The following is a 20,821-nucleotide window of genomic DNA, read 5'->3' as shown; positions in this document are numbered from 1 at the left end:
GGCCATCGGATGGCAGCGGTAGTGGAGAAGCACTCCATCGACGTCGTGCCGGACAGCGAACGGCACGGCACGGCGTTCAACCAGTTCACCCTCTGGCTCGGCGCGAACCTCCACATCACGGCCGTCGTCACCGGCGGCCTCGCCGTCGTCTTCGGCGGCGACGTGGTCTGGTCGCTGGTCGGGCTCGTGCTCGGCAATCTGCTCGGCGGCGCCGTCATGGCACTGCACTCGGCGCAGGGGCCGAAGCTCGGGCTGCCCCAGATGATCCAGTCCAGGGCCCAGTTCGGGGTGAAGGGGGCCGTGATCCCGCTGCTCCTCGTCATCCTGATGTACATCGGATTCTTCGCGAGCGGCACCGTGCTCGCAGGTCAGGCCACCGCGCAGCTGACCCACACCAATGACACGACGGGCATCATCGTCTTCGCGCTCGTCACGGGAATCGTGGCGACGGTCGGCTACCGCGTCATCCACGTCCTCGGGCGGTTGGCGAGCGTGGTGTGCGCGCTCGCCTTCGTCTACCTGGGCATCCGGCTCTTCGACCAGACCGACGTCGGCGCGCTGCTGTCCGACGCGCACTTCTCGATGCCGATGTTCCTGCTCGCCGTCTCCCTGTCGGCCTCGTGGCAGCTCGCCTTCGGCCCGTACGTCGCCGACTACTCGCGCTATCTGCCGCGTACGACGAGCGGCAAGTCCACGTTCTGGTGGACGCTCGCGGGGTCCGCGCTGGGCTCGCAGTGGTCCATGGCGTTCGGTGTGCTGGTCGCGGCGAGCGCGGGCGAGAAGTTCATCGACAACCAGGTCGGCTACGTCGTGTCGCTCGGCGGCGCGGGCCTCGTGGCGTCCTTCTTCTACTTCGTGATCGCGCTCGGCAAGCTCACCGTCAACGTGCTCAACACGTACGGCGGCTTCATGTCGATGGTCACCGGCATCAGCGGATTCCGCGGGCAGCGGACCCTCTCGCAGGGCGCCCGGGCGCTCTACATCGGGATCATCATGGTCGCGGGCACGGTGGTCGCGCTGGTCGGCAAGGACAGCTTCCTGACCTCGTTCAAGGACTTCCTGCTGTTCCTGCTGACGTTCTTCACGCCGTGGTCGGCGATCAACCTGGTCGACTACTACCTGATCTCCCGCGAGCGCTACGACCTCCCGGCCCTCTCCGACCCGAACGGCCGCTACGGCGGCTGGCGCTGGGACGCGCTCGTGGTCTACGGCATCGGGCTGCTCGCCCAGCTGCCGTTCCTGGCCACCGCCTTCTACACGGGCCCGCTCGTCGATCCGCTGGGCGGGGCGGACGTGTCGTGGATCGTGGGGCTCGTCGTCCCGGCCGTCCTGTACTGGCTGCTCGCCCGGGGCCGGGCGGGGGACTGGCCCACTGAGAAGACGGGGGACAGCCCTACTGCGGTGGGCGCCTCGGCTCCGTAACGTCGGACGGCATGGAAGCCCGCGAACACGCACGCGACGCCGAACTCAAGAAGGAACTCGACGCCACCCTGCACGCACGCAGGGAACTGGGCGACGAGTACGAGCCGGCGCTCGTCGACTCGTTCCTCGACAAGGTCGAGCAGCGGCTCGACTCCGTCGTCGACCGCAGGGTGCGACGACAGCTGGCCGAGAACCGGATCACCGTGGCCCGTGGGGCCCGCGACTCCGGCGCCGAGAACTGGGGCGAGCGCTTCGGCTTCGCCGTGGTCTCCCTCGTCCTCGCCATCCCGCTGTCCGCGATCGCCGTGGTCAACGCCGACCTGCCCGGGCTCTTCGTGGCCTGGGGCGGGATCGTCGGCGTGAACGCGCTGCACGCGGTGCGGTGGGGACCCGTCCGCAGGCGGGAGCGCCGTGACCGCGAGGAGTCCGACTGGGAGGGCTAGTCGTGCAGGCGCCGCGCTTCATGGAGTGCGGCGCCTGCTCACGTGCTCAGACCTCCAGCTCGGCCTCGATCTTCTTCAGCTGGTGGCGGGCCATCGCCAGGTTCGCGCGGGACCTGTCCAGCACCAGGTACAGGAACAGTCCGTTGCCGCCGTGGCCCTGGAGCAGGCGGATCAGGTGGTACTGGGAGCCGAGGGTGATGAGGATGTCCTCGATGCCGTCCTTGAGTCCCAGCTGCTCCATGGTGCGCAGCTTGGAGCGGACCACGTCGGTGTTGCCGGCCGCCGCGACCTCCAGGTCGAAGCTCTTGGAGCCGCCGATGGTGCCGAGGGCCATGCCGCTCGTGTAGTCCACGAGGGCCGCGGCGGAGGCGCCCTCTATGGAGGCGAGGGCGTCCTTGAGTGCGGTGTCGATGTTGGCCATGGTGCTGGTCCTTTCGTGCTTTCTGTGGGCGTGCTTTCTGTAGGTGTGCCGGTGGTCAACGCGTGGGCTGCGGCGGCACGTTGGTGGTCGGCCGGACAGGGAGTCCGGTCTCCGTCGTCGTGGTGGGAGCCGTGCGGGCGCGGGACCGGCCGCGGGTGCGGGGGGCCGGTTCGGGCGGCGCTTCCTCCTCGGAGGGAGTGGTGAGGTCCCCGATGCGGGCGCCGGAGCGGCGCCCTTCGAGATGCAGGCGGCCGACGTTGACCCGGTCATCGGCGAGGAGCGTGAGGACGGCGGTGTCCCCGGCCGCGTAGGTCGCGATGTAGCCGTCGGCGCCGCGCACCAGGAGCTCGCGGAAGGCGCCCTGCGCGGTGGCGTCGGCTAGGCGCTGGGCGACGCCGAGCGCGGTGGCGGTGAGCGCGGCGACGCCCTCTGGTTCGACGCCCGGGGTGTCCTGGGCGAGGACCAGGCCGTCGACGCTGGCGGCGAGCGCGCCGGTGACCTGGGGCACGCGGACTCTCAACCGTTGCAGTTCGGCGAGGAGTTCGCCCTGGTCGACCGTGGGAGGTCCCATCGGAGGTCTCCTTTCGGGGGTGCGCGAGATACGCAGCAGGCGTCTCACAGGGCCTCCAGACCGGCGCGCAGCCGCCGCAGCAGGGCCACGTCCGGGTCCTCGACGACGCCGAGCCCGAGCCACTCGGGCGGAGCCGGAGCCGGGGCGGGGGCCGTGGTCACCAGGCCGCACGCGGCGAGGCGCCGCAGGTCGACGAGGGTGTGGAAGGCGGGCCTGCCCAGGGTGAGCGCGATTTGGGAGGCCGTCCGCTCGCCGTCGACCAGGTCGAGGACGCTGCGTCTGCGCGGTGGCACGCCCACCTCGCCGTGCCGGACGATCCGGGTGAGCGGCGCCGTGTCCGTGTCCGGCTCCGGCCAGATCCGCTGGAGCAGTTCGCGGCGGCGCAGCGTCTCCCGCTCGACGGCCGCCACCGGCACGGGCCGCACCTTCCCGAACCAGTGGGAGACGCCGTAGCGGAACCGGGTGGGGCCGCTGCTGGGGGCGAGCGTGAAATACGAGGCGTCGAACAGGGCGCCCAGGTGGCACAGTTCGAGCGCCCCGTCGGAGAGCCTGCCCTGCTCGACGAGGAAGCGGCCGACCCGCCGGAGCGCGCCCGCCCGGTCCACGGCCTCCGACCACCCCTCGGCCTGCACCGCACCGCCGGTGGTGAGCAGTACGTCCATGCCGGGCGTCGCGGGCGACTCCGCGTGCACGACCCGGCCGCTTTCGAGGTAGAGGGTGCCGTGCTCCCGGATCAGGGCGCCGGTGGCCTGCTCGTCGGCGAGGCGGGTCAGCATCGGCGAGACACCGGCGGCGGTCTCGGTGCTCATCCCAGGACCAGCCGGTCGGCTATGTCGGTGAGCCGCAGCCGGGCGAGCGCGAGGTTGCCCTCGGTCCGGTCCAGCCACAGATGTACGAAGACGCTGCTGTCGAAGGTGGTCCGCACGAAGCGCAGCAGGTGGTACCCGTCGCGGTTGGTGACGATGACGTCCTCCACGGGCGGCGCCTTGTCGGCAGCGCTGCCCGGGGCCCAGTCGCTGCCGGCGGCCGGGGCGAAGGCCGTGTGTTCGGCGGCGAGCCGGGCCAGTTCGGCGGTCTCGGCGGCGCTCTCCTCATGGTCCCCGTTGCGTGAGTCGCCGACCGCGCCCAGGGCGAGCCCGCTGGTCCAGTCGACGACAGAGGCACCGCGTGCTCCGGGAAGCCGCATGACCTCCAGGAGACACTCGTCGATTCCGGGCACGCCTCGAACTCCCCACCTGATCGTCGTGCATGTGTCACTGGTGCAGCTGTGACGACGAGGCTACGGACGGTGCGGAGGCCAGGTGAGGCTTATGGCATTTTCCAGTGGAACATGCGCTGGAGGACTAAAATCCGCCAACCATCCGCAGAAGGTGGCGGATTGATGTGGATCTGGCCCGGATCGTGAACGGCGGCCACGGTACGCCGATGACCACCTATTGACTAGTCCTATTCAGGGAGTCAGGATGTGAATAGAAGACTGAACAGCTGATGGATACGCACACCAGGAGGCCGCCGATGTCAGGACCCCGCCCCGTACGAGCCCCGCGCGGCACCGAGCTCAACACCCTCGGGTGGCAGCAGGAGGGCGCCCTGCGGATGCTCATGAACAACCTGGACGGCGAGGTGGCGGAGCACCCCGACAAGCTCGTCGTCTACGGCGGCACGGGCAAGGCGGCCCGGTCCTGGGAGGCGTACGACGCGATCGTGCGCACGCTGAAGACGCTGAAGTCGGACGAGACCCTCCTCGTCCAGTCCGGCAAGCCGGTCGGCGTGCTGCGCACCAGCGAGTGGGCGCCGCGCGTGCTGCTCGCCAACTCCAACCTGGTCGGCGACTGGGCCAACTGGGAGGAGTTCCGCAAGCTGGAGGCCGAGGGCCTCATGATGTACGGCCAGATGACGGCCGGCTCGTGGATCTACATCGGCTCGCAGGGCATCGTCCAGGGCACGTACGAGACCTTCGGCGCGGTCGCCCGCAAGAAGTTCGACGGCACGCTCGCCGGGACCATCACGCTCACCGCCGGTGTCGGCGGCATGGGCGGCGCCCAGCCGCTGGCCATCTCGATGAACGAGGGCGTCGCGCTCTGCGTCGACGTCGACGAGACGCGCATCGACCGCCGCATCGGCACCCGCTACCTCGACGTCAAGGCCGACAACCTCGACCATGCGCTTGAGCTGGCGGTCCAGGCCCGCGACGAGCGCCGCGCCCTGTCCATCGGCGTCGTCGGCAACGCCGCGGAGGTCTTCCCGGAGCTGCTGCGCCGCGGCGCCCCGATCGACATCGTCACCGACCAGACCTCGGCCCACGACCCGCTCGCCTACCTGCCCGTCGGCGTCTCGGTCGAGGACTGGGACAAGGAGCGCGAGGCGGACCCGGCCGGCTTCACGGAGAAGGCGCGCCAGTCGATGCGCCTGCACGTCGAGGCCATGGTCGGCTTCCTGGACGCGGGCGCCGAGGTCTTCGACTACGGCAACTCGATCCGCGACGAGGCCCGCAAGGCGGGCTACGACCGCGCCTTCGACTTCCCCGGCTTCGTCCCGGCGCACATCCGCCCGCTGTTCGAGGAGGGCCTCGGCCCGTTCCGCTGGGCGGCACTGTCCGGCGACCCCGAGGACATCGCCAAGACGGACAAGGCCATCAAGGAACTCTTCCCCGAGAACAAGCACCTGCACCGCTGGCTGGACATGGCCGCCGACCGCATCGCCTTCGAGGGTCTCCCGGCGCGCATCTGCTGGCTCGGCTACGGCGAACGCCACCTGGCGGGTCTCAAGTTCAACGAGATGGTGGCGTCCGGCGAGCTCTCCGCCCCCGTCGCGATCGGCCGCGACCACCTCGACTCGGGCTCGGTCGCGTCCCCGTACCGCGAGACCGAGTCCATGAAGGACGGCTCCGACGCGATCGCCGACTGGCCGCTCCTGAACGCCCTGGTCAACACGTCGTCCGGCGCGACCTGGGTCTCCCTTCACCACGGCGGCGGCGTCGGCATGGGCCGCTCCATCCACGCGGGCCAGGTCTGCGTCGCGGACGGCACTCCGCTCGCCGCGGAGAAGATCGAGCGCGTCCTCACGAACGACCCGGCGATGGGCGTCATCCGCCACGTCGACGCGGGCTACGACCACGCGATCGACGTCGCGGCCGAGCGCGGCGTCCGCGTCCCGATGCGGGAGGGCGAGTGACGAATCAAGCCGGTCCCGCCACTCAAGCCCCTGCGGCGTTTGAGCAGGACCGTCCGGCAGGACTTTCGGGAAGGGGCGGGGTGGGGAATCCTCCGAGCTTCCTGGAGATGTGGCGCGAGCTGCACCCCATCGGCCGCAACCCCGACTCCGGCGGCTACAGGCGCTACGCCTGGACGGCGGCCGACACCGACTGCCGCGCCTGGTTCAAGGCCCAGGCCGAATCCCGCGGCCTGACCTACGAACTGGACCGCAACGGCAACCAGTGGGCCTGGCAAGGCGACCCACAGGCCGGCGACGCCATCGTCACGGGCTCCCACCTGGACTCCGTCCCGGACGGCGGCGCCTTCGACGGCCCCCTCGGCGTCGTCTCCTCCTTCGCCGCCCTGGACGAACTCCACCGCAGGGGAGCGGAGTTCACCAAGCCCCTCGCGATCACCAACTTCGGCGACGAGGAGGGCGCCCGCTTCGGCCTCGCCTGCGTCGGCTCCCGCCTCACGTCCGGTGTCCTCACCCGCGAGGCGGCCCACCAGCTCACGGACGCCGACGGGATCACCCTCCCGCAGGCGATGGAGCGGGCGGGCCACGACCCGGACGCGATCGGCGCCGACCGCGAACGCCTGGACCGTATCGGCGCGTTCATCGAACTCCACGTGGAGCAGGGCCGCGCCCTCGACCTGTCCGGCGACGCCGTCGGCATCGCCAGCTCCATCTGGCCGCACGGCCGCTGGCGCTTCGACTTCCGCGGCGAGGCCAACCACGCGGGCACGACCCGCCTGGTCGACCGCCGCGACCCGATGCTGTCCTACGCGGAGACGGTCCTGGCTGCCCGTCGCGAAGCCCAACTGGCAGGCGCAGTAGCGACATTCGGCAAGATCTCGGTCGAGCCGAACGGCGTCAACGCGATCCCCTCCCTCGTACGCGGCTGGCTCGACTCGCGCGCCGCCGACCAGCAGTCCCTGGACGCGACGGTCACGGGGATCGAGAGGGCGGCCCGCGAATACGCCGACGCGCACGGCATCGACGTATCGCTGACCCGTGAGTCGTTCACGCCGATCGTCGAGTTCGACAACGCGCTGCGCGACGAGCTCGCCCGCATCCTGGGCACATCCGACGCCCTGCGGGTCCCCGTCCTCGGAACGGGAGCGGGACACGACGCGGGAATCCTCGCCCAGTCGATCCCCACCGCCATGCTGTTCGTACGCAACCCGACGGGCGTCTCGCACTCCCCGGCCGAGAACGCGGCCGAGGACGACTGCCTGGAAGGGGTACGCGCACTGGCCGACGTACTGGAAGGACTGGCCTGCACGTGACGCAGACGACGACGTACTGGTTGGAACACGCCTGGCTCGGCACGCATGTCGAGCCGGGCGTGGCGGTGGACGTGTCCGAGCAAGACGGGGTGGGCCGCTTCACGGCGGTCCGCACGGGGGTCGGCGCACCCACGCCCGGCGCGACCGCGCTGCGCGGCCTCACCCTCCCCGGCCTCGCCAATGCCCACAGCCACGCCTTCCACCGGGCGCTCCGATCGACCGTGCAGGTCGGCTCGGGGACGTTCTGGACGTGGCGCGAGGTCATGTACTCGGTGGCGGACCGCCTGACGCCGGACACGTACCACGCGCTGGCGCGGGCGGTCTACGCGGAGATGGCACTGGCAGGGATCACGGCGGTGGGGGAGTTCCACTATCTCCACCACGCCCCCGGCGGCACGGCGTACGCCGACCCGAACGCGATGGGCGAGGCGCTGATCGCGGCGGCCGAGGAAGCCGGCATCCGCATCACCCTCCTCGACACGGCGTACGTCTCCTCCGGCTTCGGCAAGGAACCGGACCACCACCAGCGGCGCTTCAGCGACGGCACGGCGCAGGCGTGGGCGGAGCGCGCGTCGCTGCTCAAGGACCGCGCGCACGCCCGGATCGGAGCTGCCGTCCACTCGGTACGAGCGGTCCCCGCCGCACAGCTCTCGACGGTCGCGGAATGGGCGTCGGCCCGCCGGGCCCCCCTCCACGTACACCTCTCCGAGCAGACGGCGGAGAACGACGCGTGCGAGGCGGCCCACGGCTGCACCCCCACCCAACTCCTCTCGGACAACGGCGTATTGGGCCCCCGCACGACGGGCGTCCACAACACCCACCTCACGGACGCGGACATCGCGCTGCTCGGCGGCTCGTCCACGGGCACCTGCATGTGCCCGACGACGGAACGCGACCTGGCGGACGGCATCGGCCCGGCGGTGGCACTGGAGCGGGCGGGTTCGCCCCTCTCCCTCGGCTCCGACAGCCACGCGGTGATCGACCTCTTCGAAGAGGCGCGCGCCATGGAGCTGAACGAACGCCTCCGTACCCGTACGCGCGGCCACTGGACGGCAGCGGCCCTCCTCCGCGCGGCCTCGGCCGCCGGCCACGCGTCCCTCGGCTGGGACGACGCGGGCGCGATCGAGCCGGGCGCGATCGCCGACCTGGTCACGATCCGCCTCGACTCCGTCCGCACGGCGGGCCCCGAGCCCCGCTTCGGCGCGGAGACGGCGGTGTTCGCGGCGAGCGCGGAAGACGTCTCCGACGTGGTGGTGGGCGGCCGGGTGGTGGTCCGCGACGGCACCCACGCCCGCCTCGGCAACGTCGCCGAAGCCCTGACGTCGACAATCGCAGCGCTGCACGCCTAACGCCTCGGGGCTCCGCCCCGGACCCCGCTGCTCAATCGCCGCAGGGGCTGAAAGATCGCCTCAATCGCCGGCGGGGCTTGATTATCAAGCCCCTGCGGCGATTGAGCAGGCCCGTCCGGCAGGACTTTCGGGCAGGCCCGCCTACCCACCCAGCCCGCCCGGCAGGACTTTCGGGCAGGCCCGCCCACCCAGCCCGCCCGGCGATTGAGGGCTTTCGGGAAGGGGCGGGGCGGGGAGGAGAACCCCGGCCACCACGGAGAGGAACCATGACCACCACCACGGCCATCACCAACATCGGCACCCTGGTCACGAACGACCCGACCCTCGGCGAGGGCCCCCTCGGCCAACTCCACAACGCCGCCATCGTCATCGAGAACGGCAAAATCGCCTGGACCGGCCCAACAACCAAGGCCCCCGCAGCCGACACCACCCACGACGCGGCCGGCCGCGCCGTGATCCCCGGCTTCGTCGACTCCCACTCCCACCTCGTCTTCGCCGGCGACCGCACCGCCGAGTTCAACGCCCGCATGTCGGGCCAGAGCTACTCCGCGGGCGGCATCCGCACCACAGTGGCTGCAACCCGCGCAGCCACGGACGAGTCCCTGGAAGCCAACCTCAAGCACCACCTGGCGGAGGCCCTCCGCCAGGGCACGACAACGTTCGAAACCAAGTCGGGCTACGGCCTCACGGTCCAGGACGAAGAACGCGCCCTGCGCATCGCATCGGCCCACACCGACGAGGTCACCTACCTGGGCGCCCACATCGTCTCCCCGGACTACGCCGACGACCCGGCGGCATACGTGGACCTGGTCACCGGCGACATGCTGGACGCCTGCGCCCCCCACGCCCGCTGGGTCGACGTCTTCTGCGAAAAGGGCGCCTTCGACGGCGACCAGGCCCGCGCGATCCTGGTGGCAGGCAAGGCCAAGGGCCTGCTCCCCCGCATCCACGCGAACCAGCTCAGCTACGGCCCCGGTGTCCAACTCGCAGTAGAGCTCGACGCGGCGAGCGCCGACCACTGCACCCACCTCACGGATGCGGACGTCGACGCCCTCGCGAACGGCAACACGGTGGCCACCCTCCTCCCCGGCGCCGAGTTCTCCACCCGCGCCGAGTGGCCGAACGCCCGCCGCCTCCTGGACGCGGGCGCGACGGTCGCGTTGTCGACGGACTGCAATCCGGGCTCGTCCTACACGTCCTCCGTCCCCTTCTGTATCGCCCTCGCCGTACGGGACATGGGCATGACCCCCGACGAGGCCCTCTGGTCGGCCACGGCGGGCGGCGCGAAGGCCCTCCGCCGCACGGACGTCGGCCACCTCTCCCCGGGCGCCCGCGCCGACCTGACCTTCCTGGACGCCCCGAGCCACGTCCACTTCGCGTACCGCCCGGGCGTCCCGCTGGTCTCGGAGGTGTGGCGAGCCGGAGCGCGGGCCGCCTGAGCCGCACCGCTCGCGGGCCGGAGGCATCTACTGGGCCGGCCTCAGCCATGTGGCCCGCATCCGCGATCCGGGATCATGTCCTTGGACGTCGTTGCTCAGGCGCTGGAGGAAGCCGTGACCGCTGAACGCCCCGACTGGATGATCCCGCCGAGGCCGAGTGGCTGGGAGGCGGACGACCTCGATCACCTTCCCCAGGCGCCGCGGCACACCGAACTCCTCGACGGATCCTTGATCTTCAGGATGTCGCCGCAGCGGTCCTGGCACTCCCGGCTGGTGGAGAACCTGACCTTCACCCTTCGGCAGGCCGCTCCGGCGGGGTTCGACACCGAGCGTGAGATGACCGTCCGGTTGGACAGGAAGAGCCGCCCCGAGCCCGACATCCTGGTGACCACCGCCGCGTACGACCCGGACCGTACCTGGTACGCGCCCGCGGACGTGGTGCTGGTCATCGAGGTCGTCTCGGAGGAGTCGGCCGACCGGGACCGGTCCCTGAAGCCCTTCAAGTACGCGCAGGCCCGGATCCCCCACTTCTGGCGCATCGAGGACGAGGCGGGCGCCCCCGCCGTCCACACCTACGAACTCGACACCATGACGCACACGTACGTCGCCACCGGCATCCACCGCGATCGCCTGAAGACGGCCGTCCCCTTCCCCGTCGACATCGGGCTCAGGAGCCTGGTGCCCTGACGCACGCGAGGAGGATCACCGGTCCTCCTCGCCACGCATCCGCAGCAACACGTCGGACAACGTGGATGGGGCGCCCGTCCGAGCGGGCAGCGGCTGCCAGTCGCCGAGTCCGCGAGCCGACGCCGCGTTGTCCGGATCGACGGTCCCCGTACGAACCAGGTCCTCCAGGACCCGCCGCTCGGGGATGGCGCGCGTGTGGTCATGGCCTCACGCTACGAGCACGATGCGGCGCTTGCCGAAAACGTGCGGCATCGTCACCCGGCCGAGCTCGGCGGTGTGGTCGCCAACTCCGGCCCCACCCCGGCCATTTCGGTGGACAGGTGGACGGCTTTCGTAAACTTCGCCGCAAAGTCCGCGCTACAGTAATCGCGTCATCACGCTCCGTGTGTAAACGCGGGGCGGCCCCCAGCGGTGCAGCAACACCGATCTGAGGGCCTTCACCGGCGAATGGATCAGAGGTCCACCGCGATGCTCAAGCATGCTATCCCGCCTGCCCGTTTCTTCTCTCAGGTTCCGAACGAGATCATCCGGAATCCGCGTCTGAACGGCACGGCCGTACGCCTCCTCCTCTGGGCCCTGTCCCTCCCCGAGGGCTCCCGGGAAACCGTCCAGTCCCTCGGCGAGAAGATGCCGGAAGGCCGTCTGGCCGTACGCAAGGCCAGGCGGCAGCTGGAGGAGGAGGGCTACCTCCACACCCGGCGCACGCAGGACCCGGAGACCGGTCGCTGGACCACCCAAGTCGTCGCTTCCAACGTGCCGTTGACCTCCCCCGAGGAGGTCGCCGTCGCCTTCGGGCCGAGTGTCCAGGACCCGCCCGTCGGTGACGCGACGGGGCAGGCCGTCGGCGCATGCCCCTTGGGTGAAACACCGATGGACAACACCCCCAACCGTGGGGCGGCGTTCCTGGAACGCCTCGCCGACCGCGAACCGGCGCTGCGCCTGGGCGCTCGTGACGTCGAAAGCCTCGCGCCGCTCATCGACGCCGCACTGGCGACCGGCGCCACCGAAACCGACCTCCGCCGCTGCCTGACCACGGACCTGCCACGCGCACTCCGCTCCGCTGCCGCCCTCGTCAGGTACCGCCTGGAGAACCGGCCGCCTACGGCTGCCCCGACAACTGCCGTCCAGCGCACGCAAGTTGTACCGCTCGGTGAGTGCGCCGAGTGCCGCGACCCGCTGCCGCGCGGAGTCGGGAAGGGGATCTGCCGCAGCTGCGCCGGGCTGGAGGCGAAGTCGTCGACGGTTCCGGCGGCCGCCCCCGGCCAGGGCCTGCGCGACGTGATCGCCCTCGCGAGGGCCGCGCTGCGCCCCGTCGACTAGCGATTACAGGCTCTTGCCCGCCCGCCAGCGCTGCTCGTCCCCGCCGTGGAACTTCCGTTGGCCCACCCGGAACGTGCCGTCGTCGAGCGGGGTGAGGGCTGTCGCACGGTCGGTGGCGGGGCGGATCGAGCCGTCGCCGTGGATCGAGAAGGCGAGGTTCTCGGGGTTGGCGCCGTCGGCCGCCGCGCAGCGCCAGAGGCCGATCGTGCGGTCGGTGTCGCCGCGGTTGTCCAGGCAGAAGTCGGGGTTGGCGGCGGACTGGATGACGTCGCGGGCCGCGTCCACGCGCCACTGCTGGCTGCCCGTGCGGTCGCACTTCGCGGCCACGACGTCGTCGCCGTCAGCCATGGGCGTGCGGGAGACGTCGAGGCACAGGCCGGAGGCGACGTCGATCACCTCCGCGTAGTCCTCGCCGGGCGGGAGGAAGCGCGGAGGCTTCGGCTCGTGGGTGGACGAGGACGGCTTCGGGGTCGGCTCGGCCCGCGAGGGCGGCGGCACCGTGACCGTCTCCGTGCTCCGCGCGGTCGTCGTCGCCGTGGCGGTCGTCGTGGTTGTGGTGGTGGCCGTCGTCGTCGCCGTGACCGTCACCCGGACCGGGGGTGGTGTCGAGGGCGTGGCGCCCATGCCCTGGCCCACCGCCGAGAGGTCCGGGCGGCCCTCCGTCAGCGTCAGGATCAGCAGCGGTACGAGCGCCACGCCGACCGCGGCCGAGGCGAGCGCGAAGCCCATCGGTGTCGCGCGGACGGCCGTGTGGTTCCGGGCTGCCCTTCGGCGGGCGCGGCGGGCCGGGCGGCGGTCCGCCCGCGTCGGCGGCTTCGCGCGGTGGCGGCGCGGGGCCGCTGCCGGGGGCGCGGGGGCCTCGGTCAGTAGGTAGTCCGTGCCGCCCCACGGCAGCAGGCCCTCCGCGAGGGCGCGGCGCGGGTCGTCACGGAGAGCCGTCAGTGCCAGGTACGCGGCGGTGCAGCTCGGGCAGCGGGCGAGGTGCGAGTCGAGGTCGGCGGTGCCGCGCGGCCGGCCCGGTCTGGTCGCCTCCTCGATGAGGCGCCCGTAACCGCGGCAGTGCGTGCCCTGCGCGCGGGCGACGCGCGCCGCGAGGCAGGCGTCGCGCAGTGCGTCGAGCGCCGCACCGCGCGCCTGCGCCACGTCCCGCGCGGGCACGGCGATGGCGATACCCGTGGCGGCGTCGGAATCCCCGTCCACCACGGAGTGCCACAGCAGCGTCTGGGCGTGCGGCGCCAGCGTATGGAAGGCGGAGAGCAGCGCGGGCGCCCGGTGGGCGTCGGGTCGGCCGAGGGCGCCCAGCAGGCCGGGAGCGAGGAGGGCGCGGCGCTCGTCGGCGGCCCACTCGGCCGCGGTGCGGTGGACGAGCAGCAGCGCGTGGTGCCGCCAGGAGCCGCGCGGTTCGACGCCGCGCGCGACCTCGCGTGCGGCGCGCGCGAAGGCCTGCGCGCCCAACTGCCGTGCGGAGTCCGGGTCGTTGGCGCACACCCGCGCGTAGGCGAGGAGCGCGTGCCGGTGCCTGCCGCGCAGCTCGCCGAGCGCCTGGTACGCGGCCGGTGCGTCGGCCCGCAGCAGGGCGACGAGCCGGTGGTCGGGCGCCGTGGCATGGACGCCACCGTTCGCAGACACCGTGTCTTCTCCTGTCGACGAGGCCCAGAGCCGAGGCCTGGATGGGTGCTCATAGTGGTGCAGGAGAGGTGGTACGGGTAGGTGTTCCCCGCGGTAACCGGGCGTTGATCGGCGGGAGTTGGCGCAAAAAACACCGAGGGGGCCGACCGTGGTGACGGTCGACCCCCTCGGCGTGACAGGGCGTTACAGGTGTCGCAGGTGGTGCAAGTGGTGCAAGTGGTGCAGGTGGTGCAAGTACTGCGGGGTCGAGCGATTATTCCTCGAGCGTCAGACCCTTGCGCAGGCGCACCAGCGTCCGCGACAGCAGCCGCGATACGTGCATCTGCGAGATGCCCAGTTCCTCACCGATCTCGGACTGCGTCATGTTGGCGACGAAGCGCAGCGAGAGGATCTTGCGGTCGCGCGGCGGGAGGTCGGCGATCAGCGGCTTCAGGGACTCGACGTACTCGATGCCTTCGAGTCCGTGGTCCTCGTAGCCGATGCGGTCCGCGAGCGCGCCCTCGGAGTCGTCCTCCTCCGGCTGGGCGTCGAGCGAGCTGGCGGTGTAGGCGTTGGACGCCGCCATGCCCTCGACGACCTCTTCCTTCGACAGGCCCAGGCGTTCGGCGAGCTCGCCCACCGTGGGGGCGCGATCGAGCTGCTGGGCGAGTTCGTCGCCCGCCTTGGCGAGGTCGAGACGGAGTTCCTGGAGGCGCCGGGGAACCCGCACCGACCAGGACGTGTCGCGGAAGAAGCGCTTGATCTCGCCGACGATGGTCGGCATCGCGAAGGTCGGGAACTCGACGCCGCGGCTCAGCTCGAACCGGTCGATCGCCTTGATCAGGCCGATGGTGCCGACCTGGATGATGTCCTCCATCGGTTCGCTGCGGGAGCGGAACCGGGAGGCCGCGAACTTGACCAGAGCCAGGTTCAGCTCGACCAGTGTGTTGCGGACGTACGAAAATTCGTGAGTGCCTTCTTCGAGGGACTCGAGGCGCTCGAAGAGGGTCTTGGAGAGGGCTCGGGCGTCGAGCGGCCCCACCTCGTCGAACGGAGGGATCTCCGGGAGACCTTCGAGGCCCTCAAGGGTCTCGGTCTCGACGTCGATGTGCGTTTCCGGGGGGAGTGTCGACGTCGCCAGGTCAGTACGCGATTCGTCGAGCCGGGCTGACATGATGTCCTCCATGCGTTCTCGGCATATGGCTGCCGATGCCAATGCGTGCACTGCTTCTTAGTGCGGCGCCTCCAAAGCCGGTCGTGGTCGAAAGTTGTCCTTACTAGGCCTACCCGTTTTCCACACCCGGTCGCAAGTGCGCTCTGTGCTGAAATGTCCGAATTCTAGAGGTTGTTCGGGTGCCGATGCGCAGTCGGAGGGCGTAGTGTTCGAGGGCGTCAATCGGCACGTCGAAGGCAGCGAGAGAGAGACGTCATGGACCGCGGGACAGTCGGCAGTGCGCATCGGGGCCGGCTTCTGGTCGAGGTGCGGCAAGAGGGCTCCAGTGCCGTCGTGACACCGGCCGGTGAGTTGGATCACCATACGGCCGATCTGCTGCGCGACCCCCTGGATGAATGCCTCAACAATGGACATTCCCGGCTGGTGATCGACTGTTCACGCCTCGAATTCTGCGATTCGACGGGGTTGAACGTGCTGCTCGGGGCCCGTCTCAAGGCCGAGGCGGCCGGTGGCGGAGTGCACCTCGCGGGCATGCTCCCGGTGGTTGCCAGGGTGTTCGAGATCACTGGCGCGGAGGCCGTCTTTACGGTGCACGCGTCACTCGACGACGCCCTCGCGCCGGACCCCTCCGGCGACTGACCGGAACCGGGCGACTGCGTGCTGTGGTCGACCGCAGAAGTTACGCTCCAGTTGTCGCTACGTGATCGCGGCGTTACCAGCGTCACAGGAGCCGTTCTCAACAAGTGGGTGTTTCCGTCGTTCCGTCGGGCAGGAGACCCCCGAACACGACTCCGACCCTGCGACTTCGATGACCCTCCGACCCCGATCCTCGACCCGGACTTCTTGGCCGGGCAGTGGGCACTCGGACCCTGAACCTGAATCCTGAAGCTGAATTGGTGAATCGGTGAGGTGAAGTGCTGATGAGCACCACCCGGCCTTACTCGCCGGGCGACCACGGCCCCGAGTCCGGTGAAGTGCCGGTCTTCGCGGGTCCGCGGGTCCGCAGGCTGAGCCTCAGCGGCGCGAGTGGCATCGTGCCGCTCGCCCGCGACTTCACCCGCGAGGCGCTGCATGCCTGGGGCTGGCTGCCGGCGGCGACCGCGGACCGCCGGGCCGCGGCGGAGGACGTGCTGCTCGTCGTCTCCGAACTCGTCACGAACGCGTGCCTGCACGCCGAGGGGCCCGACGAGATCATCCTGTACTTCGGCGACTCCCCGGCCAACAAGGTGCTGCGCATCGAGGTCGCGGACCGCGGGGCGGGCCAGCCGGCGCCGCGCACCCCGCACCGGGTCGGCCGGCCCGGCGGGCACGGCATGTTCATCGTCCAACGCCTCTGCCTCGACTGGGGAGTTGTCCGCACCCCGGGCGTCACGGGCAAGGTCGTGTGGGCGGAGGTCGGCGCCCCCGCGTAGCCCCCTTTCGTACGGTTTGAAGAGCACGCCGGATCGACTTCGATCCGGCGTGCTCTTTGTCTTCCCTCGACAAGGCCCCCGGCGTACCTTGAGCCACCCAGATCTGATGAACCGTCAGTAACCTTCGGTCTGAAGGGACTTCGAGGTGTCGTACCGGACGTACCAGAAACGAACCGCCGCGTTCGCGCTCAGCGCGGCTTTGGCAGGCTCGGCGGTGCTGATGGCCGCCCCCACCGCCTCGGCCACGGTGCAGAACGTCAACTACCAGTGCAAGACGCCGATCGGGAACAAGGGAGCCGTCTCCCCGATCGACATGAAGAGCGCCAAGAGCGGCAGCGGCTACAAGATCACGATGTCCTTCCAGAAGGGCGTCTCCTCCAGCCCCGTCGAGCTCGGCAAGGGTGCGATGCATCCGAGCGCGGTCATCAAGGTGGGCGGCGCCGACAGTGGCCAGTTCACGGCGACCGGGCCCGCGAACGACAAGGCGATCCCCGCCAACAGTCCGATCAAGATCAGTGACCTGACGGGGACGTACACCCCCAAGAAGAGCGGCAACGTGAACTTCACCGCCGGCGTCCTCACCATCAAGGCGCTCGGTACGAACACCACCTGTACGCCGTCCAACAGTCCCAAGCCGTCGCTCGAGATGGACGTGAAGGGGGCCGCGGGTGGCGGTGGTGCCGCGGACTCCGGGTCCTCGGCGTCCGCGCCGTCCGGGGGTGGGGAGTTGCCGCAGACCGGGCCGGAGGATTCGGCGATTGCGCTGGGGACGTTGGGTGGAACGGTGCTTCTGGCCGGGGCGGCGGGAGTGTTGTGGTTGACCCGGCGGAATCAGGCGGCGTCCCGTTAAGGGGGCGTGAGTCGTCGAGATGACGTTGCGCTCGTCGATGGGTGGTGGGGTCCCGCGGGGTTGCGGCCGCGGGGCTCTGCCCCGGACCCCGCGCCTCAATCGCCGGCGGGGCTTGAAAGGCCTGCTCAATCGCCGCAGGGGCTTGGAAGGCCTGCTCAATCGCCGCAGGGGCTTGAAATGGGGCTTCAGCCTCGTTCCCACCTTGCTCTGCGCCGTGGCGCTTGCCTTGGGCGGCCTCTCCGCTCCGGCCATCGCGGCCGGACCCGGTTGGACCGTCGCACCCTCCTCCGCCGGTGGTACGCGGCCCGCTGATGGGGATGGGCGGGCGTATGTCTATGCGGAGGGGGCGGCCGGGGCCGTGTTGGAGGACGAGGTGGCGGTCACGAATGAGAGTGGCAAGTCGCTGGAGGTCTCGTTGCGCGGGGCCGACGGCGAGGGTCGGGGTGATCGGAAGAAGGCCAAGGACACCGGGGCGTGGATTCGGTTCGCCGAGGAGTCCGTGAAGATCCCGGCGCGCACCCGCGCCGAGGTCCCCTTCACGGTCTCCGTACCCGCGGGCGCCACCCCCGGCGACCACCCGGGCGCGGTCGTGGCACGGGTCGCCGGGCGCGACGCCGCGGTCGGCGTCCACCTGCGGGTCAGCGGCCCCACGCTGTCCGCCCTCACGGTCGAGAACGTACGGGTGGACAAGGGCGCCATCGCCTACGACGTGGTCAACCGCGGCAACACGACGCTCGCGCCGCGCCTCGCGGTACGGGCCGACGGGATGCTCGGCGCCACCCTCGACAGGAGCCGGGCCCTGCCGGTGCAACTGCCGCCGGGCCGCAGGGTCAGCCTCACCGAACCATGGAAGAACGCCCCGGCGCTCGACGCCGTCGACGTGAAGGTGACGGTCACCGCGGGCGGCGGGGCGGCGGACTCGGCCACGGCGAGCGCCCGGTTCGTGCCGTGGCCGGTGGTCGGCGGGATCCTCGCCGTTCTCGCGGGCGCGGGCTGCGCCGTCTACTGGTACCTGCGCCGCAGGCGGCCCACCTGGCCCGTACCGCCGCACCTGCTCCGACTGCTCCGCCGACAAGGGAACGTAAGGAGTGCGCCATGAATCGCCGCCGCCGTAGCGCCTCGCGGCTGCTGACCGTCCTTGCCCTCCTGGGTGCCCTGCTCGCGGGGACCGCGCCCTGGGCAGGCTCCGCCTCCGCCGCCGACAAGCCGTCCGTGAGCCTCTCCAAGTCCCAGGCGGGGGCCGGGGGTTCGATCACCGTGAAGGGTGCGGACTGGCGGCCCGACACGCTGCTGATGATGCTGATCTGCGGGCAGTCGAGCCCGTCGCGCGGTGTCATCGGCGGCACCAACTCCTGTGCCAACGCCGAGGGCCGCGCGGTCACCACCGATGCCAAGGGAGCGTTCAGCAAGTCGCTTCCGGTCGCCGAGCCGCCGCAGTCGTGCCCGTGCGTCGTCCATGTCGCCACGGTGACCGGGCAGAAGGCGCAGGCGGACGCGGTGTTCCAGGTGGCGGGGCACCCCGTGAAGGCGCTGCCGAAGACGTCCGGCAGCGGGCAGCTGACCATGGTGGCCGACACCCGGCTCGAAGGCTCGGGCGGCCTGCTGACGTGGTTCGGCGCACCGCCGTCGCGGTCCTTCTCCTTCACCGTGGGCAACGTCGGTTCGAGCCCGGTCAAGAACCCCGTCTTCCAAGTCGGCACCTCCCACGGCGTGTTCGCGCCGCAATGGGAGGACCAGCAGTGGCGCGGCACGATCAAGCCGGGGCAGAAGGAGCGGATCAAGCTGCCCGTCGAGCTGTCGGCCGGCGCGCACGGCGACTATCTCGTCTCGCTCAAGTACGGCGGGAAGGTGCTGGCCGAACAGCCCTGGGGCGTGGGCCGTCCCTGGGGCGTCACCCTCTTCTGGATCCTGCTCTGCGTCGTCGTGCCGGCGGCCGTCTTCCGGATCGGCATGGCGGTCGTGGACCGCGTACGACCGCGTGATCGCCGGTCGAGGTCCAAGGGGCCGCGGTCCGGAGGTGGCGCGGGCGGGCGCACCGTACGGCTTCCGAAGGTGCGGCTGCCGCAGCAGAAACCGAAGCGGCCCGCGCCCGCCGACGCGCCCACCGCGCCGGCCGGCGCCGGCACGACACAGACCACGACTCTGCCCTGGTTCACCCCGGACACCGGTCCCTCCGGTCCGGAGCGGTCCGCGGCCGGTCAACTCTCCGCACCGTCAGAGAACAGTCCGACGACGAAAGGGAATACGTGAGCATCCAACGGAGAGTGAGCGCGGCGGGTGTCGCCCTGATGCTCGGCGGGGCGGGCCTGCTGTTCATGGGGGCGTCCCCCGCGCAGGCCGCCGACATCTCGTACAAGACGGAGTGCATACCGCCCTCGATCTCCGGGCTCGACCCGGTGCAGGGCACCACGATCACGCAGATCGCGGCGCCCGCCACGGCGAAGGTCGGCGACACGGTCAATGTGACCTGGAAGTTCATCCAGGGCGCGTCGAAGAACCCGGACGTCCTCGACCTCAGCGAGAACACCGTCCAGCCCACCGGCACGCTGAAGGCGGCCGGGGCGCAGACCGGTGACATCGACATGCAGGGGCCGCGCGAGAACCCGGCGATCCCCAAGAACAGTGCGATGAAGCTGTCCACGATGACGGGCAAGCTGAAGCTGGAGAAGGCGGGGGAGGTGAAGCTGGCCCCGGACAAGTACAACATCAACGTCAGCAAGCCGGTGTCGACGGACACCAAGTGCTCTCCGAAGGAGAGCGTGGATCCGGGCGCGGTCATCAAGGTCCTTGAGGGGGCCGCGAGTTCGGGCGGTTCGAGCAGCTCCGGTGGCGCCATCGGCGGTCTGCCGGGCACGTCGACGGGTGGCTCGTCGAGCTCCGGCGGCGACTCGGGCGGCTCCGGGGACTCCGGCGGCTCCGGCGATTCCGGTGGCTCCACGAGCGGCGGCGACGACAGCGGCGGCAAGAGCGACTTCACCGGCAAGGAGGTCAGCGTCCCCTACTCCTGCAAGACGCCCATCGGCGACAAGAGCGCCACGTCTCCGGTGCAGATCGACGCCAAGAAGGACGGCGGGAACTTCGGCATCACGGTGAAGTTCAAGAAGTCCGTGATGGACAGCCCCGCCGACATCCCGGCCGACTCGGTGAAACCGTCGATGGCGGTGAAGCTGGGCGGCTCCGACAAGGGCACGGTCCCCGTCGAGGGCCCGACCAACAAGAAGGCGTTCAAGTCCGGTGACCCGATCGAGATCCCGGACATGACCGGCACGTACAAGCCGGGCGCCGACGGCAAGTCGACGCTGTCGCCGGGCGTCCTCACGGTGAAGGCGCTGGGCACGACCACCACCTGCACGCCGAGCAAGGCTCCGGTCTCCCTGGAGCTCGACACGTCGAAGCAGGCGGGCGGCGCGGCCGGCGGCACGGGTTCGGCGGGCGGTTCGGCCGGCGGCTCGGCGGCGGGCGGCTCCGCGGCAACCGGCGGCGGCCTCGCCGAAACCGGCTCCTCCAACGACGGCGCCCTCCGCGCCCTCGGCCTGGCGGCCGGCACGGTGATCCTCCTGGGCGGCGCGGTCTTCACGTTCCTGCCGCGGGCGAGGAGGGTGGTCCGGCGGTAGCACGCGAAGGGGCCGCCGCACCGAACC

20 protein-coding genes are annotated in these 20,821 nt (G+C 70.9%); 14 read left to right on the top strand and 6 right to left on the bottom strand.

Features of this window, described 5'->3' with window-relative positions; translation table 11 throughout:
* Window positions 1–9 precede the first annotated feature (9 nt).
* Window positions 10–1,422: a purine-cytosine permease family protein gene (locus tag ACWD2L_RS35680; protein ID WP_351338865.1), complete on the top strand. Its 1,413-nt coding sequence runs from the start codon at window positions 10–12 to the stop codon at window positions 1,420–1,422.
* An 11-nt stretch (window positions 1,423–1,433) separates the two neighbouring features.
* Complete coding sequence (locus ACWD2L_RS35675; RefSeq protein ID WP_351338867.1) at window positions 1,434–1,865, top strand: hypothetical protein; 432 nt, start codon at window positions 1,434–1,436, stop codon at window positions 1,863–1,865.
* 46 nt (window positions 1,866–1,911) lie between these two features.
* Here the strand turns inward: ACWD2L_RS35675 and ACWD2L_RS35670 are convergent, their stop codons facing one another.
* The 4 genes from ACWD2L_RS35670 to ACWD2L_RS35655 are packed head-to-tail and all read right to left on the bottom strand — an operon-like array spanning window position 1,912 to window position 4,076.
* Complete coding sequence (locus tag ACWD2L_RS35670; RefSeq protein ID WP_351338870.1) at window positions 1,912–2,286, bottom strand: roadblock/LC7 domain-containing protein; 375 nt, start codon at window positions 2,284–2,286, stop codon at window positions 1,912–1,914.
* Window positions 2,287–2,341: 55 nt separating this feature from the next.
* Entirely contained in the window at window positions 2,342–2,857 is a 516-nt protein-coding gene (locus tag ACWD2L_RS35665) for a roadblock/LC7 domain-containing protein (protein WP_351338872.1), read from the bottom strand.
* A gap of 44 nt (window positions 2,858–2,901) precedes the next feature.
* Complete coding sequence (locus ACWD2L_RS35660; protein ID WP_351338875.1) at window positions 2,902–3,666, bottom strand: transcriptional regulator; 765 nt, start codon at window positions 3,664–3,666, stop codon at window positions 2,902–2,904.
* Window positions 3,663–4,076: a hypothetical protein gene (locus tag ACWD2L_RS35655; protein ID WP_451193171.1), complete on the bottom strand. Its 414-nt coding sequence runs from the start codon at window positions 4,074–4,076 to the stop codon at window positions 3,663–3,665. Before ACWD2L_RS35655 ends, ACWD2L_RS35660 begins: the two co-directional genes overlap by 4 nt.
* A gap of 296 nt (window positions 4,077–4,372) precedes the next feature.
* Between ACWD2L_RS35655 and hutU the strand changes: the two genes are divergently transcribed.
* The 6 genes from hutU to ACWD2L_RS35625 all read left to right on the top strand — a co-directional run bounded on the left by hutU (window position 4,373) and on the right by ACWD2L_RS35625 (window position 12,136).
* Complete coding sequence (hutU, locus tag ACWD2L_RS35650; protein WP_351338879.1) at window positions 4,373–6,031, top strand: urocanate hydratase; 1,659 nt, start codon at window positions 4,373–4,375, stop codon at window positions 6,029–6,031.
* A gap of 107 nt (window positions 6,032–6,138) precedes the next feature.
* Complete coding sequence (locus tag ACWD2L_RS35645) at window positions 6,139–7,341, top strand: allantoate amidohydrolase (RefSeq protein WP_351338922.1); 1,203 nt, start codon at window positions 6,139–6,141, stop codon at window positions 7,339–7,341.
* Window positions 7,338–8,690, top strand: a complete 1,353-nt coding sequence (locus ACWD2L_RS35640; protein ID WP_451193168.1) for a formimidoylglutamate deiminase — start codon at window positions 7,338–7,340, stop codon at window positions 8,688–8,690. The genes ACWD2L_RS35645 and ACWD2L_RS35640 overlap by 4 nt, the downstream gene beginning before the upstream one ends.
* A gap of 266 nt (window positions 8,691–8,956) precedes the next feature.
* Complete coding sequence (gene hutI / locus ACWD2L_RS35635; protein WP_351338882.1) at window positions 8,957–10,129, top strand: imidazolonepropionase; 1,173 nt, start codon at window positions 8,957–8,959, stop codon at window positions 10,127–10,129.
* A 75-nt stretch (window positions 10,130–10,204) separates the two neighbouring features.
* A complete protein-coding gene (locus ACWD2L_RS35630; RefSeq protein ID WP_451193165.1) occupies window positions 10,205–10,816 on the top strand; it encodes a Uma2 family endonuclease in 612 nt (203 codons plus the stop codon).
* A gap of 468 nt (window positions 10,817–11,284) precedes the next feature.
* Window positions 11,285–12,136, top strand: a complete 852-nt coding sequence (locus ACWD2L_RS35625; protein ID WP_351338886.1) for a hypothetical protein — start codon at window positions 11,285–11,287, stop codon at window positions 12,134–12,136.
* 3 nt (window positions 12,137–12,139) lie between these two features.
* Here the strand turns inward: ACWD2L_RS35625 and ACWD2L_RS35620 are convergent, their stop codons facing one another.
* Together ACWD2L_RS35620 and ACWD2L_RS35615 are read right to left on the bottom strand one after the other, a co-directional pair.
* Complete coding sequence (locus ACWD2L_RS35620) at window positions 12,140–13,765, bottom strand: RICIN domain-containing protein (RefSeq protein WP_351338888.1); 1,626 nt, start codon at window positions 13,763–13,765, stop codon at window positions 12,140–12,142.
* A gap of 253 nt (window positions 13,766–14,018) precedes the next feature.
* The gene (locus tag ACWD2L_RS35615; RefSeq protein WP_351338891.1) at window positions 14,019–14,930 is read right to left on the bottom strand and encodes an RNA polymerase sigma factor SigF; all 912 of its coding nucleotides are present in this window, start codon (window positions 14,928–14,930) and stop codon (window positions 14,019–14,021) included.
* Window positions 14,931–15,173: 243 nt separating this feature from the next.
* Between ACWD2L_RS35615 and ACWD2L_RS35610 the strand changes: the two genes are divergently transcribed.
* From ACWD2L_RS35610 to ACWD2L_RS35585, 6 genes are all read left to right on the top strand, one after another.
* Window positions 15,174–15,557, top strand: coding sequence for an STAS domain-containing protein (locus ACWD2L_RS35610; protein WP_351338893.1), 384 nt, complete (start codon window positions 15,174–15,176; stop codon window positions 15,555–15,557).
* 281 nt (window positions 15,558–15,838) lie between these two features.
* Window positions 15,839–16,330, top strand: a complete 492-nt coding sequence (locus tag ACWD2L_RS35605; protein ID WP_351338896.1) for an ATP-binding protein — start codon at window positions 15,839–15,841, stop codon at window positions 16,328–16,330.
* A gap of 145 nt (window positions 16,331–16,475) precedes the next feature.
* The gene (locus tag ACWD2L_RS35600; RefSeq protein ID WP_351338899.1) at window positions 16,476–17,180 is read left to right on the top strand and encodes an LPXTG cell wall anchor domain-containing protein; all 705 of its coding nucleotides are present in this window, start codon (window positions 16,476–16,478) and stop codon (window positions 17,178–17,180) included.
* A gap of 373 nt (window positions 17,181–17,553) precedes the next feature.
* Window positions 17,554–18,279 (top strand): COG1470 family protein, encoded by a 726-nt coding sequence (locus ACWD2L_RS35595; RefSeq protein ID WP_351338901.1) that lies wholly within the window; start codon window positions 17,554–17,556, stop codon window positions 18,277–18,279.
* Window positions 18,276–19,430: a hypothetical protein gene (locus tag ACWD2L_RS35590; protein ID WP_351338903.1), complete on the top strand. Its 1,155-nt coding sequence runs from the start codon at window positions 18,276–18,278 to the stop codon at window positions 19,428–19,430. Before ACWD2L_RS35595 ends, ACWD2L_RS35590 begins: the two co-directional genes overlap by 4 nt.
* A 38-nt stretch (window positions 19,431–19,468) precedes the next feature.
* On the top strand, window positions 19,469–20,794 hold the full coding sequence (locus tag ACWD2L_RS35585) for a hypothetical protein (protein WP_351338928.1): 1,326 nt from the start codon (window positions 19,469–19,471) through the stop codon (window positions 20,792–20,794).
* The last annotated feature ends 27 nt before the right edge of the window (window positions 20,795–20,821 follow it).

Source organism: Streptomyces sp. NPDC002754, assembly GCF_053592315.1.
Note: the sequence above shows the minus strand (reverse complement) of the source record. Positions and strands in the feature narration are given on the sequence as shown.

Coding starts and splice junctions, on each gene's coding strand:
- ACWD2L_RS35680 (WP_351338865.1), top strand. CDS start 10: ATGGCAGCGGTAGTGGAGAAGCACTCCATCGACGTCGTGCCGGACAGC.
- ACWD2L_RS35675 (WP_351338867.1), top strand. CDS start 1,434: ATGGAAGCCCGCGAACACGCACGCGACGCCGAACTCAAGAAGGAACTC.
- ACWD2L_RS35670 (WP_351338870.1), bottom strand. CDS start 2,286: ATGGCCAACATCGACACCGCACTCAAGGACGCCCTCGCCTCCATAGAG.
- ACWD2L_RS35665 (WP_351338872.1), bottom strand. CDS start 2,857: ATGGGACCTCCCACGGTCGACCAGGGCGAACTCCTCGCCGAACTGCAA.
- ACWD2L_RS35660 (WP_351338875.1), bottom strand. CDS start 3,666: ATGAGCACCGAGACCGCCGCCGGTGTCTCGCCGATGCTGACCCGCCTC.
- hutU (WP_351338879.1), top strand. CDS start 4,373: ATGTCAGGACCCCGCCCCGTACGAGCCCCGCGCGGCACCGAGCTCAAC.
- ACWD2L_RS35645 (WP_351338922.1), top strand. CDS start 6,139: ATGTGGCGCGAGCTGCACCCCATCGGCCGCAACCCCGACTCCGGCGGC.
- hutI (WP_351338882.1), top strand. CDS start 8,957: ATGACCACCACCACGGCCATCACCAACATCGGCACCCTGGTCACGAAC.
- ACWD2L_RS35630 (WP_451193165.1), top strand. CDS start 10,205: ATGTCCTTGGACGTCGTTGCTCAGGCGCTGGAGGAAGCCGTGACCGCT.
- ACWD2L_RS35625 (WP_351338886.1), top strand. CDS start 11,285: ATGCTCAAGCATGCTATCCCGCCTGCCCGTTTCTTCTCTCAGGTTCCG.
- ACWD2L_RS35615 (WP_351338891.1), bottom strand. CDS start 14,930: ATGGAGGACATCATGTCAGCCCGGCTCGACGAATCGCGTACTGACCTG.
- ACWD2L_RS35610 (WP_351338893.1), top strand. CDS start 15,174: ATGGACCGCGGGACAGTCGGCAGTGCGCATCGGGGCCGGCTTCTGGTC.
- ACWD2L_RS35605 (WP_351338896.1), top strand. CDS start 15,839: ATGAGCACCACCCGGCCTTACTCGCCGGGCGACCACGGCCCCGAGTCC.
- ACWD2L_RS35590 (WP_351338903.1), top strand. CDS start 18,276: ATGAATCGCCGCCGCCGTAGCGCCTCGCGGCTGCTGACCGTCCTTGCC.
- ACWD2L_RS35585 (WP_351338928.1), top strand. CDS start 19,469: ATGCTCGGCGGGGCGGGCCTGCTGTTCATGGGGGCGTCCCCCGCGCAG.